Source organism: Luteibacter sp. P4_D7_3 (genome assembly GCF_056401735.1).
On the sequence record NZ_JBFUIT010000060.1, the window covers coordinates 1 to 16,467 of the forward strand.

General features: G+C 64.2%; 9 protein-coding genes. 4 read left to right on the plus strand and 5 right to left on the minus strand.

Annotated features, from left to right (window positions below; translation table 11 throughout):
• The coding region (locus AC1DSN_RS08210) for a histidine phosphatase family protein (protein WP_477330254.1) at nucleotides 1–726 on the plus strand (726 nt) is incomplete at its 5' end.
• On the opposite strand, the gene AC1DSN_RS08215 is transcribed toward AC1DSN_RS08210, so the two are convergent.
• The 5 genes from AC1DSN_RS08215 to AC1DSN_RS08235 form a co-directional block, all read right to left on the minus strand.
• A complete protein-coding gene (locus tag AC1DSN_RS08215) occupies nucleotides 705–1,814 on the minus strand; it encodes a calcium:cation antiporter (protein WP_477330256.1) in 1,110 nt (369 codons plus the stop codon). The two genes, AC1DSN_RS08210 and AC1DSN_RS08215, sit on opposite strands and share 22 nt — an antisense overlap.
• A 103-nt stretch (nucleotides 1,815–1,917) precedes the next feature.
• On the minus strand, nucleotides 1,918–3,330 hold the full coding sequence (locus tag AC1DSN_RS08220; RefSeq protein ID WP_477330258.1) for an efflux transporter outer membrane subunit: 1,413 nt from the start codon (nucleotides 3,328–3,330) through the stop codon (nucleotides 1,918–1,920).
• Nucleotides 3,327–6,635 carry an efflux RND transporter permease subunit gene (locus tag AC1DSN_RS08225; RefSeq protein WP_477330260.1) on the minus strand — a complete coding sequence of 1,103 codons (3,309 nt, stop codon included), beginning with the start codon at nucleotides 6,633–6,635 and terminating at the stop codon, nucleotides 3,327–3,329. The genes AC1DSN_RS08220 and AC1DSN_RS08225 overlap by 4 nt, the downstream gene beginning before the upstream one ends.
• Nucleotides 6,632–9,739 carry an efflux RND transporter permease subunit gene (locus AC1DSN_RS08230; protein WP_477330262.1) on the minus strand — a complete coding sequence of 1,036 codons (3,108 nt, stop codon included), beginning with the start codon at nucleotides 9,737–9,739 and terminating at the stop codon, nucleotides 6,632–6,634. Before AC1DSN_RS08230 ends, AC1DSN_RS08225 begins: the two co-directional genes overlap by 4 nt.
• A gap of 18 nt (nucleotides 9,740–9,757) precedes the next feature.
• A complete protein-coding gene (locus AC1DSN_RS08235) occupies nucleotides 9,758–10,963 on the minus strand; it encodes an efflux RND transporter periplasmic adaptor subunit (RefSeq protein WP_477330264.1) in 1,206 nt (401 codons plus the stop codon).
• A 185-nt stretch (nucleotides 10,964–11,148) separates the two neighbouring features.
• On the opposite strand from AC1DSN_RS08235, the gene AC1DSN_RS08240 reads away from it, so the two are divergent.
• The 3 genes from AC1DSN_RS08240 to AC1DSN_RS08250 all read left to right on the plus strand — a co-directional run bounded on the left by AC1DSN_RS08240 (nucleotide 11,149) and on the right by AC1DSN_RS08250 (nucleotide 16,298).
• Nucleotides 11,149–11,565 (plus strand): hypothetical protein, encoded by a 417-nt coding sequence (locus AC1DSN_RS08240; RefSeq protein WP_477297954.1) that lies wholly within the window; start codon nucleotides 11,149–11,151, stop codon nucleotides 11,563–11,565.
• A 77-nt stretch (nucleotides 11,566–11,642) separates the two neighbouring features.
• Entirely contained in the window at nucleotides 11,643–12,983 is a 1,341-nt protein-coding gene (locus AC1DSN_RS08245) for a hypothetical protein (RefSeq protein WP_477330266.1), read from the plus strand.
• Nucleotides 12,984–13,259: 276 nt separating this feature from the next.
• Nucleotides 13,260–16,298: a TonB-dependent receptor gene (locus AC1DSN_RS08250; protein ID WP_477330268.1), complete on the plus strand. Its 3,039-nt coding sequence runs from the start codon at nucleotides 13,260–13,262 to the stop codon at nucleotides 16,296–16,298.
• Nucleotides 16,299–16,467: the final 169 nt, after the last annotated feature.

Here is a 16,467-nt window from a genome sequence, read left to right on the forward strand (position 1 = left end):
GTCCTTCTCGGCTGCACGCCGGCCGCTTGTGCCAACGTCGCGGCAACCCGGCACAAGAAGCTGCTTCTGGATGCTCCCGACCATGTAGCCAAAGCCATGAAGCTCGCTGGCACGCTCAGCGAGAACCTTATGCTTGGCTATGTCGAAGGCCTGCCGATGACCGCTGTCGCCTTCGGACGCGCGGATGCCACTGTGCTCGGCCGCCTGATCACCCTGCACAACGCGCAGTTCGCCGCAACGAAGAAATCCATGCCCGCCGCTGCGAATGCCGGTTCCAACCTCGTCGCACACATCGTCGCCAGCCTGGATGCCGCGCATGGAACCCGGCCTGGCGTCGCCCCGCTATCGACCTCCGGCCACGGTGTCGTCGTCCTGGTCGGGCATGACACCAACCTTGCGAACGTTGCCGGCGTCCTCGGCCTGGACTGGCATGACGAGCAGGTGCCCGACGATTATCCGCCCGGGGGCGCGCTGGTCTTCAGCCTGGTCCACCGCAAAACGGGGGACATCGTCCGCGTCCGCAGCCTGATGCCGTCCATGGATGCGCTTCGCGCCACTCACTTCGACGATGTCACGGCGAAAGCCGTTCGTGTGCAAGGTTGTCGCGTGATCGGCGAGTGCACCGTCGGGGAATTCGACGCGCTCGCGCGCAAGGCCGTGGATCCGGCACGCGTGGATACGTCGCTACCCGCCATGACCGCGACTCAGGGGGAGAACAGGAAGTAGACGAAGCACACGAAGATCGTCAGGTGCACCGCGCCCTGGAGCAGGTGCGTCCTGGCGCTCGAAAACGTGAGCAGGGAGAGCACAAGCGTCAGGACGAACAGGATCAGGTCGGTGTGTTCCAGTCCGAGGATGACCGGGTGGTGGGTCATCTGGCCAATCACCAGGATGGCCGGAATGGTCAGGCCGATCGTGGACAGCACCGAGCCGAGGAAGATGTTCACGGCGCGCTGCAGGTCGTTACGGCTTGCCGCGCGAATCGCCCCCATGCCCTCGGGCAAGGCGACGAGGATCGCCATGGTGAGCCCGCCCATGGCGGCCGGGGCATTCAGCGTCTCCACGACGTAATCGACGGGGATAGCGAGCTGGTCGACCAGGAAGACCACGGGAATCATGTAGGCGATGAGCAGCGCCGCGGATACGAGGGGCCCGTGGCGCGACCGCACCTCCGCGTCGCTGTCGCGAGCCGTGGATGCATCCGTGGTGAAGTACCCCTTCATGCGTTTCGTCTGCAGGCCGAGGAAGGTCGCGTACAACGTGAGTATCGCGACCACCAGGAACATCTGGTGAGCGAACGGCAGCGGCGACCCCTCCGCCACGTTCGTGAACCGGGGCAACACCAGGCCGAGTACGCCCAGGGGAATGATCAGGCCAAGGTAGGCATTCGCACCCTGAAGGTTGTAAGCCTGCTCGCGGTGTTTCCATCCGCCCCACAGCAGCGACAGGCCGACCATGCCGTTGAGCACGATCATGGTCACCGAGAACAAGGTATCGCGTGCCAGCGTGGGGTTGTTCGCTCCGTGCAGCATGACGGCCGAGATGCTCATGATCTCGATGGACGTCACCGCGATGGTGAGCACCAGCGTGCCGAGCGGTTCGCCCAGATGATGGGCAAGTCGCTCCGCATGCCTGAGCACCGCGAGGGCGGAGCCGAGGATGACGACGAACAGCCAGACAAACATCAGGATGAGCCACGCCCGCGACTCGAGGCCGGCCAGGAGTGAGTCATGCATGCCCAGGAAAACCGCGCAGGTCGCGGCGGTGATGACCAGGAACCCTTCCTGTCGTGCCAGCGCGGTCGGTGTAGTCATGCCTGCTCCCCAGTAGAACTGCCTAGCCCCGGAGCGTGATCCTACGCTCGTCGGCGGCCCGCCGCGCGGACGACGAAGCAAGCAGCGCGTGCGGCATCGATCCTCAGGGCGACGGCACCGGGCCGCCGGTGTCGCCGATCAGGGACACGGCATCGAGCAGGCGCTGCTCGCGTACATCGAGCGCGTTCTGCTGGGTGCTGTACAGCGTGGTCTGCGCCGTGACGGCGGTGGTGTAGTCGACCGTACCCGCCTTGTATTCGTTGAAGGCAATCTCCGAACCTCGCGTAGCATCGCTCACCGCGGCGTCGAGCACCTCGGCCTGCTGGGCCAGGATGCGGATGCCGGCAAGATCGTCCTCGACGTTCTGCAGCGCCGTGAGTACCGTGCCACGATAGTTCGCCACGGACGCTTCATAGGACGCGCGTGCGGCCGCGACCTGGCCATGCCGCGCACCGGCGTCGAAGATCGTCTCGCTCACGTCGGCACCCAACGACCAGACGTGATTGGCCACGTGTAACAGGCCGGCCAGGGGCGATTGCGAGAATCCATCCGCACCGGAAAGCGTGATATCCGGATAGTAGGCGGCCACCGCGACGCCGATCGCGGCATTCTGCGCAGCCATGTCCCGTTCGGCGACGGCGATGTCCGGCCGACGCTGGAGCAGCGTCGACGGCATCCCGACCGGAACCGAGGGTAAGGTCGGCAGTGCGGTGCTATGGGGAATGTCGAGTTCCTCGGGGGTCTTGCCAACCAGCACGGCAATCGCGTGCGCGTATCGCGCCCGTGAGACACCTAGCGCGATCAGACTTGACTGCGCGTTCTCCAGTTGCGTGCGCGCTGCAATGACGTCCGACGGCGGCGTGATACCGGCGTTGCCCTGGTTGGCCACGACGCGCAGGAACTCCTTGTAGGCATCGACGGTATGCGTCAGCAGATCGATATTGGCGTCGGTGACGCGAAGGTCGATCACCGCCGTGGCCAGCGCCACCTGCTCGGTCAGCGTGGCGTTGGCGAGGGTCGCGGCTCCGGCGTCGGCCGTCGCCTTGCTTTCTTCGACGGCACGACGCGTCTTACCCCAGAAGTCGGGCGCCCAGCTCACGTTGCCTTCCAGCGAACCCGCCGTGCGGATGCCCGGATTCACCGAAATGCTGTTACCCGTGCCGTTGCTGGCGCTGCGCTGCTTCGTGGCGGATCCGGTCACACCGATGGTCGGGAACAGCCCGCTACGTGCGATCTGTACCTCCGCCAGCGCCTCCTGATAGTTCGCGTAGCTCTGGCGCACGGTCTGGTTCGACACCGACACCATCGGTTCGAGCTGGTCGAGCAACGGGTCGTGGAACACCGCCCACCAGTCACCCTTCGGCGCGGCGTCGTCGGGCTGGGCCGGACTCCAACCCGGCGTCTCCTTGAAGGCGACGGGCATGGCGACATCGGGCTTCTTGTAGTCGGGGCCGACCATGCACCCGTGCAGTAACCACGCGATCGACGCGACGAGGAGGGTTCGGGAAGTCTTCATAGGGCTGTGCTCGCGTCGACGTGGTTCCATGGCAGGCGGGCATTCCACCGTGCCAGCCTGGCGCGGAAACCGTCCAGGTAGAGATAGATCACCGGAGTGGTGTAAAGCGTGACGATCTGGCTGAGGATCAGTCCGCCCATGACGGTAATGCCCAGCGGCTGGCGCAACGAAGCGCCCTGCCCGATACCGATCGCCAGCGGCACCGCGCCAAGAACGGCAGCCGCGGTGGTCATCATGATCGGGCGCAGGCGGATCACGGCCGCGTTGTGGATCGCCTCGCGCGCGCCAAGGCCCTTGTCGCGCTGCAAGTGAATGGCCACGTCGATCATCATGATCGCGTTCTTCTTCACGATGCCGATCAGCAGGATGATGCCGATCATGGCGATGACCGAGAATGGCGTGCCGAAGATAAGCAGGGCCAGCGTCGCACCGATACCGGCCGAGGGCAGTGTCGACAGGATGGTCAACGGGTGCACCGTGTTCTCGTAGAGGACACCGAGCACGATGTACACCGCCACCAACGCCGCGATGATGAGCAGCGGCATCGTCGACATGGACTGACCGTACACCTGCGCCGCGCCGGCAAAGCTGCCATGCACCGAAGCCGGCAGACCGATCTGTTGGGAGACCTGGCCGATGATGGTCGAGGCCTGGCTGAGCGACCCGCCGGGCGGCAGGTTGAAGGAAACCGTTGCGGCGACCAGCCCGTCCTGATGGCTGACCTGGGTGGCCGTGTGGTTGCTGACATAGCTGGCGATAGCGGGGAACGGCACCAGTGTCTCCGCCGCCGTGCTGTCCGCGCTGCCGCTGGAACCGCCGCCCTTCGCGTTGGAAATGGCGTTGGTGAGCAGATTGGCCTCGGCATCGGCGTTCTTCGCATTGGTCGACGCGCCCGTGCCCGACGACGTGCTCGTGACGGTCGTGGCCGTGACGCCCTTCACCAGCGAGCTCGACATCTGCGTCTGCTGCGTGCCGCTCGCGTTACCCGCCGCGGTACTGAAGCGTATGCGTTCGAGCATCTGCGGGTACTGCCAGTAGGCAGGGGCGACTTCCATCACCACGTAATACTGGTTGAGCTCGTTGTATACGGTGGACACCGTACGCTGGCCGAAGGCGTCGTACAGGCCAGTGTCGATCTGGTTGGGCGCGAAACCATAGCGAGCGGCCGTCGCGCGATCGAAATTCACGTAGATCTGCAAGCCGTGCTGCTGCAGATCCGAGTTGACGTCCGACAACCGCTCCTTGCTGAGCGCCGCCACCAGCTTGGGCACCCAGGTAAACAGGGTATCGGGGTCGTCGCTGGTCAGCGTGTACTGGTATTCCGCGGCCGACTGGCGGCCACCGATGCGCAGGTCCTGCGCGGCCTGCAGCAGCAGGCGCGCGCCGGACACGGCATTGAGCTTCGGGCGCAATCGATCCACCACCTGGGCGGCGGAAATCTTGCGTTCCGCCAGGGGCTTGAGTTCGATGAAGACGTTGGCGGTATTCAGTGCGCGGCCACCGGTAAAGCCGGCCACGGAAGCCACCGCCGGATCCTTCTGCACGATCGCCTGCAGCTGGGCGAGCTTCTTCTCCATGGCCTGGAAGGAGATGCTCTGGTCCGCGATGATCTGGCCCTGGAGGATGCCGTTGTCCTGTTCGGGAAAGAAGGTCGACGGCACGAAGCGAATCAGGAACACGTTGAGGACGATCAGCCCGATCAGAACCAGCGCGACAAGCAGGCGATGGTCCAGCGCCGTCGCCAGCGAACGGTCGTAGCCTTGCTTGAACCGCTCGAACTGGCGCTCCGACCAGGCCGCGACGCGACCCGGCGGCCTTGCCGTACCGCGCGCGCGGAGCACGAAGGCCGCCATCGTCGGCGTCACGGTCAGCGAGATCACCAGGGAAAGCAGGATGGCGATCGACAGCGTCACCGCGAACTCATGGAACAGCAGGCCGACGATGCCCGGCATCAACAGGATCGGAAGAAACACCGCGATCAACGACAGGCTCATGGAGATCACGGTAAAGCTGACCTCGGCGCTACCGACCAGGGCCGCTTCGCGCACGTCCATGCCCTCGTCCACGTGGCGGACGATGTTCTCCAGCACCACGACCGCGTCGTCCACCACGAAGCCGGTGCCGATGGTGAGCGCCATCAGCGACAGGTTATCGAGGCTGTAGCCGAGCAGGTACATCGGGCCGAACGTGCCCACGATCGAAAGGGGCAACGCGACCGCCGGCACCAGCACGGCGCGGGGGGACTGCAGGAAGATGAAAACCACGCCGATGACCAGGAGCACGGCGATGAACAGCGTCCGCTCGGTGTCGTCCACCGCGGCATTGACCGACTGCGAGCGATCCACGGCGATACCGACATGGATGTCGTGCGGCAAGGTGGCCTCGACATTCGGCAGGACCTTGCGGATCTGTGCGACGGTCCTGACGATATTGCTGCCCGGGAGCGGATAGACGATGACGAGTACCGCGTCCTTACCGTTGTACAGGCCGGCGTTGCGCAGGTTCTCCGCCGAATCGCTCACCTGCGCGACATCGCGCAGGAAGACCGGTGCCCCCTGGCGATAGGCGACGACGATGTCGCGATACGGCGCGGCCTTGCTGATCTGGTCGTTGGAAAGCACCTCGAAACGCTGGTCGCCCTGGTCGATATGGCCCTTGGCGCTGTTCGCATTCGCCGAGCTCAGGGACGCACGGACATCCTCCAGGYCGATGCCGTAGCTATTGAGCTGGTCGGGCTGCAACTCCACGCGAACCGAGGGCAAGGCACTGCCGCCCAGCGTGATCTGCCCTACGCCATCCACCTGCGAGAGTTGCTGCTGGAGGATCGAGTTAGCCGAATCGTAGAGCTGCGCCCGCGTCAGCGTGGCCGAGGTGAGCGCCAGCACCATGATCGGGGTATCCGACGGATTGAACTGCCGGTACGTCGGATTGTTGCGCAGCGTACTCGGCAGGTCGGCTCGCGCCGCCTGGATCGCCGCCTGCACGTCGCGGGCCGCGCCATTGATGTCGCGTCCCAGGCCGAACTGGATCACCACCTGGGCCGAGCCGACCGAGCTCGACGAGGTCAGCTCGGACACGTCCGCGATAGCACTGAGCCGTCGCTCCAGCGGAGCAGCCACGGTCGAGGCCATGATGTCCGGGCTCGCACCGGCCATGCTCGCCTGGACCACGATCACGGGGAACGTGACGTTCGGCAGCGGCGCCACCGGCAGGTTGAAATAGCCGAGCGCACCTGACAGCAGGATCGCGACGGCCAGCAGCGTCGTCGCCACCGGACGCCGGATGAACAGGCCCGGGATACTCATGACTCGTGCCCGATCGCCTTCTGCGCCGGCGCGCGCCGTAACCGCACGGCCAGCCGGTCGAAGAACAGGTAGATCACCGGCGTGGTGAACAACGTCAGCAACTGGCTCAGCGCCAGGCCACCGATGATGGCGAGGCCGAGCGGCCGGCGCAGTTCGGAGCCGGTGCCATTACCCAGCAGCATCGGCAGCGCACCGAGCATCGCCGCGAGCGTCGTCATCAGGATAGGCCGGAAGCGCAGCAGCGAGGCCTCGAAGATGGCTTCCTCGGGCGGCTTGCCGTGCTCGCGCTCCGCTTCCAGCGCGAAGTCCACGATCATGATCGCGTTCTTCTTCACGATGCCGATCAGCAGGACGATGCCGATGATGCCGATCACGTCCAGATCGTGCCCGGCCACCATAAGCGCAAGCAACGCGCCGATACCGGCCGACGGCAAGGTCGAAAGAATGGTCAATGGGTGAACGAAACTTTCGTAGAGCACGCCGAGCACGATGTAGACAGCGACCAGGGCGGCGATCAGGAGATACACCTCACTGGAGAGTGAATCCTGGAAGGCTTGCGCGGCACCCTGGAACGACGACGTGACAGACGGCGGCAGGTGCACCGCCTGTTCCGCCGCCGTGATCTCCTTCACCGCCGAGCTGAGCGAGGCACCGGCGGTGAGATTGAAGGAAACCGTGACGGCGGGAAACTGCGCCAGGTGACTGATTACCAGGGGTGCCTTGACGATCTGGATCGACGCGATGCCCTTCAGCGGTACCTGTCCGCTGCTGCCGGTCTGGCTGGGCAGATAGATGTCGCCGAGCGACTGCACCGTGGGCAGGCTCTCGGGCTTGGCCACCAGGATGACGCGGTACTGCCCGGACTGCTCGAAGATGGTCGAGACGATACGCTGTCCGAGCGCGTCATAGAGCGCGTTGTCGATCGTCGCCGGTGTGATGCCATAACGCGCGGCGAGCTGGCGATTCACCTCGACGTTCACCGCCAGGCCGTCATTGTTGAGATCGCTGGTGACATCCGTGAGCGAGTCGACCTTGCGCAGGCGATCGACCAGGGCGGGCACATACTTGCCCAGCTCCTGCACCGAGGAACCCCGCAGGACGAACTGGTACTGGTTCGGCGATACCGTGGTGTCGAGCGTGAGGTCCTGCTCCGGCTGCACGAACAGGCGAATGCCTGTGACGTTCGCCGTTTCGTTCTGCAGGTTGCGCGCGATCTCGGCGGCGCTGAGGGAGCGATCGTCCTTCGCCTTGAGGCCAATCAGGAAGCGGCCGTTGTTTAGGGTCTTGTTCGTCCCATCGATGCCCACGTACGACGTCAGCCCTGTCACGTTGGGATCCTTCAGGATCGCTTCGGCGAGCTCGGCCTGCCGTTTCACCATGGCGCTATAGGACACCGAGTTGTCGGCCACGCTGATGCCCTCGACCGCGCCGACGTCCTGGGTCGGGAACAGGCCTTTCGGAATGACGACATAGAGGACGACGGTCAACGCGACGGTGACCAGGAAGACGATCAGTGTGAGTGTCTGGCGGGCCATGACGAAACGGAGGCCGCGCTCGTAGGCAGCCAGCGTCTTGTCGAACAATCCCTCGCTGATGCGTTCGAACCGGCTCGGATGCCGGTCGACCTGCGCGCGGAGGATACGCGCGCACAGCATGGGCACCAGGGTCAGCGAGACAATGCCTGAAATGACGATGGTCACCGCCAGGGTCACCGCGAACTCGTTGAACAACCTGCCGATGACGCCGCCCATGAAAAGCAGGGGAATAAGCACAGCGATCAGGGAGACGGTCAGCGACACGATGGTGAAGCCGATCTGCCCCGCACCTTCCAGCGCCGCCTCCAGCGGTGCCATGCCCTCTTCGAGGTACCGTACGATGTTCTCGATCATCACGATGGAGTCATCCACCACGAAACCCGTGGCGATGATCAAGGCCATCAGCGAAAGATTGTCGATCGAGTAGCCCAGTTCGTACATCGCGGCGAGCGTGCCGATCAGCGAAACCGGCACGGAGATACTCGGGATGATCGTGGCCGGTATGTTGCGCAGGAAGACGAAGATCACCAGGACCACCAGCACGATGGCCAGACCCAGCTCAAAGGCAGCATCGGAGACCGACGAACGGATCACGCCCGTGCTGTCGGAGACGATCTGCACCTTCATCCCCGCCGGGAGAGTCGACTCCAACTGAGGCAGTTTCGCCTTGATCTGGTCGACGGTGGCGATGACATTCGCCCCCGGCTGTCGCTGCACGTTGAGCACGATGGCCTGCGTCTTGCCGAACCAGGCACCCTGCTCCGTGTTTTGCGCCGACTGCGTCACCCGCGCGATGTCCCGCAGGTACACCGGCGCACCGTTCTGGTACGAGACCACGGTGGCCAGGTAGTCCTTGGGATCGCGAATCTGGTCGTTGCCGTTGATGGTGTAGTCGAGCTCGGGGCCGTCGAAGTTGCCCTTGGGCTGGCTGACGTTGACGTTGGCCAACAGCGAGCGCAGGTCGTCGATATTGAGCCCATAGGCCGCCAGCTTCTTCGGGTCCGCCTCGACGCRGATGGCGGGCACGTTACCGCCGGCTGGCACTACCAGGCCCACCCCCGGCACCTCGGCGATCTTCGAGCCCAGCCGGTTGTTAGCTACATCCTCGAGCTGTGGCAACGACATCGATGTCGAGGTCACGGCCAGGGTGAGGATTGGCAAGTCGGCCGGGTTTACCTTCGCGTACGTCGGCGGCGCGGGCAGGCCCGCTGGCAGCAGGCTGTTCGCCGCGTTGATCGCTTCCTGCACGTTCTGCTCGGCAACGTCGAGGCTGAGCGACAGGTCGAACTGCAGGGTGATGACCGACGCGCCCGCCGAGCTGTTCGAGGTCATCTGTTGCAGACCGGGGATCTCGCCCAGCTGCACTTCGAGCGGGGCTGTCACCGTGCTCGCCATCACCGTCGGACTGGCGCCGGGATAAAAGGTCTGTACCTGGATGACCGGGTAGTCGACAGCGGGCAACGACGACACGGGCAGGAACTTCACTGCGACCAGGCCGACGAGCACGAGCGCGAGCATCAGGAGCGCGGTGGCTACCGGCCTGAGTACGAACAAACGGGAAATGTTCATCGGATCGCGTGCCCGCCTTTACGACGCGTGACGTCGCGTCGGCGCGGCGCCCGTCGACGACCCGGCGGCGGGCTTCGCACCGGCCAGCTTCACCTTGGCGCCGTCGGTAAGGCGGTCCATCCCGTCCGTCACGACGGTCTGTCCGGCGGTGAGGCCCGAAGCGATCACCGTGTTCTTGCCGTCGCTGGGACCGAGCGTCACCTTGTGTACCGACACGGTCTGATCGGCATTGACCAGGTAGACGAAATCGCCGGGGGCGCCACTCTGCACGGCTGGAGTCGGCACGAGTACGGCCTGCTTCAGCGTATCCACCAGCAGGCGTACGTTGACGAATTCGTTCGGATAGAGCGCCTCGTCATCATTATCGAAGGTGGCGCGTAAGGTGACCGTGCCGGTAGCCGTTGCCATCTGGTTGCCCAGCGCATAGAGCTTGCCCGTCGCGATCTGGCGGCTGTTGTCACTGCTGAAGGCGGCGACGGTGAGCGTCGTATCCGCCGTGCCGAAGCGCTTCAGGACATTGCCCAGGGAGTTCTGCGGCACGGTGAACTGCACCGTGGTCGGCTTCATGGTGGTGATGGTGACGATGCCGGGCGACGTGGACTGGGTGACGTAGTTACCCGGATCGACCAGACGCAGGCCAACGCGTCCGCTGACGGGCGCGGTAATGTGGCAGTAGGCAAGATCCAGGTCGAACTGCGCGATATTGGCTTCATCGGCCTTCACCGCCGCTTCGTCCTGCTGCACGGCGAACTTCTGATCCGCGAACGTCTGCTCGGCGATCGACTTTTGCTCGTTCAACGTGGTGAAGCGCGCGAGATCGGAGCGAGCCTGGGCGAGCGTGGCCTTGTCCTTCGCCATCTGGGCTTCCGCCTGGCGCTTGTCGATCTCGTACTGGCGAGGATCGATCTGCGCAAGGAACTGGCCCTTCTCCACGTCCTKCCCTTCCTTGTAGCCGACCTCGGTGAGGTATCCGCTGAGTTGGGGCAATACATTGACGGTAGCCACCGGGGTCACGGTGCCGAGTTCGTTGAGCAGCTCCGGCATGTCACCGAGCGTGGCCTTCGCGGCACTGACCAGCTGGGGCGGCGGCGTCGGCTTCTTCTTTCCCGAACCACTGATGACGTGGAAGAGCACGAGGGCAATGACGACGACAACGACGAGCGAGACGATCAGCAGACGCCGCCCCTTGTGAGGTGGGCGCTGGGCTTGTGTCGCATCACTCATGGATCGATCTCCTGGCTTATCCGGTCGGGCTAGCTAACAGGAACGCACGAGTGCCGAATGCGTTTAATCGGGATCGTCCGTGTTTAACCTACGCTCATTCATCTGGATTCGCAGGATTTCACGACGTAAACCCCTGCGAAGCCGAAGCGTTCTCATCATTAACCCCACTTCCCAAAGGTGCTGTGATGAACGCCCTCCGCTCGATCGCCCTGGCTGCACTGGTCACCGCCGGTGCCGCCGCTGCTCCCGTTTCCGCACAGGTTTATGTCGATACCACCGTGGAAGTCGGCCCTGAGCCTGCCTGTCCTTATGGCTACTACGAGTACGCGCCCTATCCGTGCGCACCTTATGGCTACTACGGCGCCGAATGGTTCGCAGGCGGCCTCTTCATCGGCGCGGGCCCATGGTTCCACGGGCCGCGGAATTTCCGTGGTCACGTGGATCCCCGCTTCGATCCGCGCCGTGGCTACGCCCGTCCGTTGCCGCAATTGCATGAGCGCCCGGCACCGGGCACGCGATACGACAACATCCCCGGTTTTCGCGGTGGTGAAGAGCACGATGGCCGGGGCGGGAATCCTGGGCGCGGCGACGGTCGCCGCTGACCTCAAGTTCCTGCGAAAGACGCCGCTAACCGAGGAGGTCAATAGGTAAAACAGGCTCAAGGATGACAATAACTTCATTGAACAGGGTGCCGACGCCGGTCTCGTTACCGGCGTCGCGCTCCCTGCCGGCGACAGCGACCGCAGGCACAGCGGCTGCCACGTCCACTGTATCGCCCGCCGCGCAGGGCCCTTCGGTGGTCGTCACGCTCAGCGGTGCCACCAGCGCACCGGCACCCGCCGTCTACTCCATCCCACCGGTCAAGTCCGTCCCCGTCTGGCAGGATGCATCCGTCGCCATCAAGACGGCCAGCGGCCGCGCACTCACGCTCACGCTGCAGGACGACGGTAGCTTCAAGGTAAAGGCCGAACGCGACGCACCACTGAGCGACGCCGAAAATGCGGGGATCGCGAAACTCTCCGTCGCCTTCAAGAGCGTGCTCGACGGCATGGCCTCCGCGCCGCCTCACCTGGATCTCGGCAGCCTCGCTCAACTCGATACGACCGTCCTCTCGTCGATCCACGTCAGCGCCCATGCCGCGGGCAGCGATCAGCCCATACAGACGATCGATTTCAGCGCCGACGCGACATCGCGCGCCGTGAAGATCGACGGTTCGGCCGGCCAGATCGATGTCAGCGTGGACCTGAGCTCACCTGCCATCACCGGCAGCAAGGCCCAGCAGGCGACAGCGCTGGCCAATTACCTAAAGCAGGTCGACCAGGCCGCGGCACGCGGCCATGCAGATCCCGCCCTGGTGGCCCTCTTCAAGGACGCATTCACGCAGATCAATGCGCCAGCCGGCATCGACGCGGCAGCCACCACACGTTCCACCTCGTGGCTCACCGATACCGACCATGCCCTGATGAGCGGGCTCGCGGACTTCAGCGCCTCGTTCAYGCAGTCGGYGCGCGCCTCCAACCCGTATCGCGCCGATGAGCACGACGCATTCTCCTTCCAGGTATCGCAAAGCACCCAGGTGTCCGGCCGCAGCGCATCCGAACGCGATATCTCACAGACCTCGTCGTCGCAGTTGCGCGCGAGTTTCCATTCGGCCCTTTCAGCCGATGCGCGGCTCAACCTGACTGAAGATCCGAAGTCGCAGAACTACTACTACACGCAGATCGACGACTCCGCGCAGAGCAACGTGTCCATCGGCTACCGGAAAGGCCTCCTCGTGCAGGCGCTTTCGGGTCGTACCGCAAGCCAGAGCACCGAGCAGTCGAAATACATCATGGGCAAGAAGGTCGAAGACCTGACGGTGCCGCTGAAAAAATCACAGCAGCGCGACCTGCTTCCCGTGCTCACGCAGATGGAAAGGCACCCGCCCCGGACGAAGACCGAACGCGACGAGCGCGCCCGGACACTCGCGGGGATCCACGACAGCCTGGGGCTGCAGACCGACCCGGTCGCCCTCGGCTAGTCCGACCTCGCCTCCCGATAGGGATGTCTAGAGGGCTATACATTCGAAATAAGTTTCGATATAACTGGCTCACGTGCTGCGACGCAGCACGTTTTGTCACATCAGGGATGTAGCCGGCGCTAGCCCGGCTACCGGCACCTACGACCCGGCACGACGCCGGCGTCCAGGTCGCGCCTTCAAGGGGATTTGCCTTCGATTACCCATCATGCCCGGCCCTGCGGCAGCAGAGACCGTGCGCGCTTACGCCCCCAATTCGGTTCGAGGAGAGCGTCGTTCATGTCCAGCAAGACCCCCAGCATCCCGCGTGCACTCGCCGCAGCCCTCGCGGTGGCGATCAGTTCCGGCGCCATGGCGCAGTCCACCACGGGCAGCCTTTTCGGGCAGGCACCCGCCACAGCCGGTGCGTCGGTAACGGTTACAAGTGATACCGGTCTGAGCCGCGATGTCCCGCTCGACGAGCGTGGCCGCTACTCAGCCGGGCAGTTGCCCCTGGGCACGTATACCGTGGCCCTGAAAGTCGATGGCAAGGTGGTCGACACGCGGCAGAACATCACGCTCAAGGTGGGCGCCGGTACCGAGGTGTCATTCGCCGCCGCGCAGGCGCAGTCGCTGGAGGGCATCACGGTATCCGCGGCGGCGTTGCCGAGCATCGATGTGTCGACGGTCGATTCACGCACCGTCGTCACCTCCGAACAGCTCGCACGCCTGCCGCTGGGTCGCAATTCCGAAGCCATCGCCCTGCTTGCCCCGGGCGTGGTCAACAACGGCGGTAGCTTCAAGGGGCCGACGGGTAACTCACTGGTGAGTTTTGGTGGCTCTGCCGCAAGCGAGAACGCCTATTACGTCAACGGCTTCTCCACGACGGATCCCCTGCGAGGCTTCGGCGGACTGTCCCTGCCCTACGGCGCGATCGACCAGCAGGAGGTCTATACCGGCGGATACAGCGCGCAGTACGGCCGATCCGATGGCGGCGTGATCAACGTGGTGGGCAAGCGCGGCACCAACGAATGGCATTTCGGCACACAAGTGTTGTGGGAACCGAATTTCGCGCGTGCCAGCCAGCGCAACCGCTACTTCGAGAACGGGCTTCCGGCATCGCCCAAAGCCGGCCAGCTGTACTCGCCCGATAGCAAGGATTCCGCCACCAGCACCACGGTCAGTGCATACGCGGGAGGTCCGCTGATCAAGGACAAGCTGTTCATCTTCATCGCCGGTGAGTACGAACGGCAGCAGGGCACCACCGTCAACCCGGTGAGCGGCTTCAGCAGTACGAAGCCTTATGTCGACTACCGTTACAACGAACCGCGCTGGTACGGAAAACTCGACTGGAACATCACCGACAGCAACATCGTCGAAGTGACCGGTGCCTCGGACAAATACGAGACCTCCGGTACGGTCTACGGGTACGACTACCAGACACGTACGCGCCAGGACCGGATCGGCGGCGACGATAACATCAAGACGGGCGGCGACTTGTGGACGGCCAAATACACCGGCTATCTCACCGACGATCTCACGCTCACGGCACAGTACGGCAAGCTGAAAAGCGACGACTACGACGCACCCGCCGGCTACGCCCCTGATCTCACCTATGTGGATGGACTCACCAACCAGAATCCTGCGCTGAACAACGGTGCACCACGCGGTAACAACCAGACCGTGGCCAGCCTGAGTCCCGCCGGACGCGGCAACCGTACGACCAACACGCGCATCGACCTGACCTACAAGATCGGCGACCACACCATCACCGCAGGCATCGACAACCAGACCGCCAAGGCACTGGACCAGGGCACGATCACCTCGGGGCCGGGCGGGTATTCGTGGACCTACGGCCAGGGCGATCCGAATACACCGATTTCCACGGGTCTTGGCGTGCCGGCCACGGGCGGTTTTCCCAATGGTGCACAGGGCTACTACGTCATCCAGAACATCAACAGCAGCCTTGCCACCGTGCGCTCCACGCAGCGCGCGCAGTACATCGAAGATCGCTGGCAGATCAACGATCGCTGGCTCCTCTCGGTCGGCGTGCGCAACGACCAGTTCGAGAATTTCAACAGCGACAGCGAGCCCTTCGTCACCCAGCACAAGCCGCAGTGGGCGCCACGCCTGGGCGCGAGCTGGGACGTAAACGGCGATGCGACCTTCAAGGTCTACGCCAACGCGGGCCGTTATTACCTTGGCCTGCCCCTGAACCCCGCGCTCAACGCAGCCGGCGGCGCACTCACCACCTCGCAATACTTCACCTACGGCGGCATCGCCGGCGATGGCACGCCGACCGGACTGACCACGATTTCACCGCCGGTCGCGGCGAACAACACCTTCGGCCAGCTGCCCGATCCCTCCACCGTGACCACCAAGGGCCTCAAGTCCGAATACCAGGACGAATTCATCCTCGGCTTCACCAAGACCCTGGGCAGCAAGTGGGTTTACGGCGCAAAGGCGACGCAACGTATCCTGCGCAACGCGATCGACGACTACTGCGACATCGACCTCGTGCTGGCCAAGGCGCAGTCGCTCGGGTACGACGTCACCACGACGAGCAACCCCGTGAGCTGCTGGCTGTTCAATCCGGGCAAGGCGAACACGTTCAATCTGGTCGACACGGCAGGGAATCACGTCAGTGTGCCGCTCACGAACCAGGAGTTCGGCTTCGACCGACTCAAGCGCCGCTACTACGCGCTTGAATCGTTCCTGGAGCACCCGTTCGATGGGACCTGGTACGCGCGAGCGACATACACCTTCTCGCGCAGCTACGGCAACACGGAAGGACAGCTTCGCTCGGACCTCTATCGCGAGTCGCGAGGTACCGGTCAGACAGCGGTGTCGACCACCCAGGACTGGGACAACTCGTACATCATGGTCAACACCAATGGCCCGCAGAACAACGACCACAAGCACCAGCTGAAGGTTTTCGGCTACTACCAGATCACCCCCGAGTGGCTGGTCAGCGGCAATCTCAGTGTGATCTCCGGTGCACCCAAGCCGTGCCTGGGTTACTTCGGCCCGGATCGCGAAGACCCGGCCGGCTACGGCAACAGTTACCACTTCTGCAACGGCCTGCCCTCGCCACCGGGAAGCCACGGACGCCTTCCCTGGGTGCGTCAGCTCGATGTCGGTGCGACCTATCGCCCAGCCTTCGCCGACGCCCGGCTGGCGTTCAACGTGAATGTGTTCAACGTGTTGAACGAGCAGCGTGTGGTCGGCATCTACCCGAATGCGGAGTCCAGTCCGAACCTGGCCAACCCGCTCTACGGGACACCGACATCACGGCAGTTGCCGCGCTACCTGCGCCTGAGCGCCAACTACGACTTTTGAGGACTTCTGTGGGAGCCGCTTCAGCGGCGATRGCCKTGCGGCGACCTGGCTATCGCCGCTGAAGCGGCTCCCACACATGATCAGGAATCGTCGTCGGGGCCGCCTTCGTTGGAATAGGCTTCTTCCGCAGCTTCGTCATCGGCGTCGCGTTTGGCCGGGGCGGCTTTGG

Bases quoted from the DNA above. Each gene is read 5' to 3' on its own strand.
- AC1DSN_RS08215 (WP_477330256.1), bottom strand. From the start codon at position 1,814: ATGACTACACCGACCGCGCTGGCACGACAGGAAGGGTTCCTGGTCATC.
- AC1DSN_RS08250 (WP_477330268.1), top strand. From the start codon at position 13,260: ATGTCCAGCAAGACCCCCAGCATCCCGCGTGCACTCGCCGCAGCCCTC.
- AC1DSN_RS08220 (WP_477330258.1), bottom strand. From the start codon at position 3,330: ATGAAGACTTCCCGAACCCTCCTCGTCGCGTCGATCGCGTGGTTACTG.
- AC1DSN_RS08240 (WP_477297954.1), top strand. From the start codon at position 11,149: ATGAACGCCCTCCGCTCGATCGCCCTGGCTGCACTGGTCACCGCCGGT.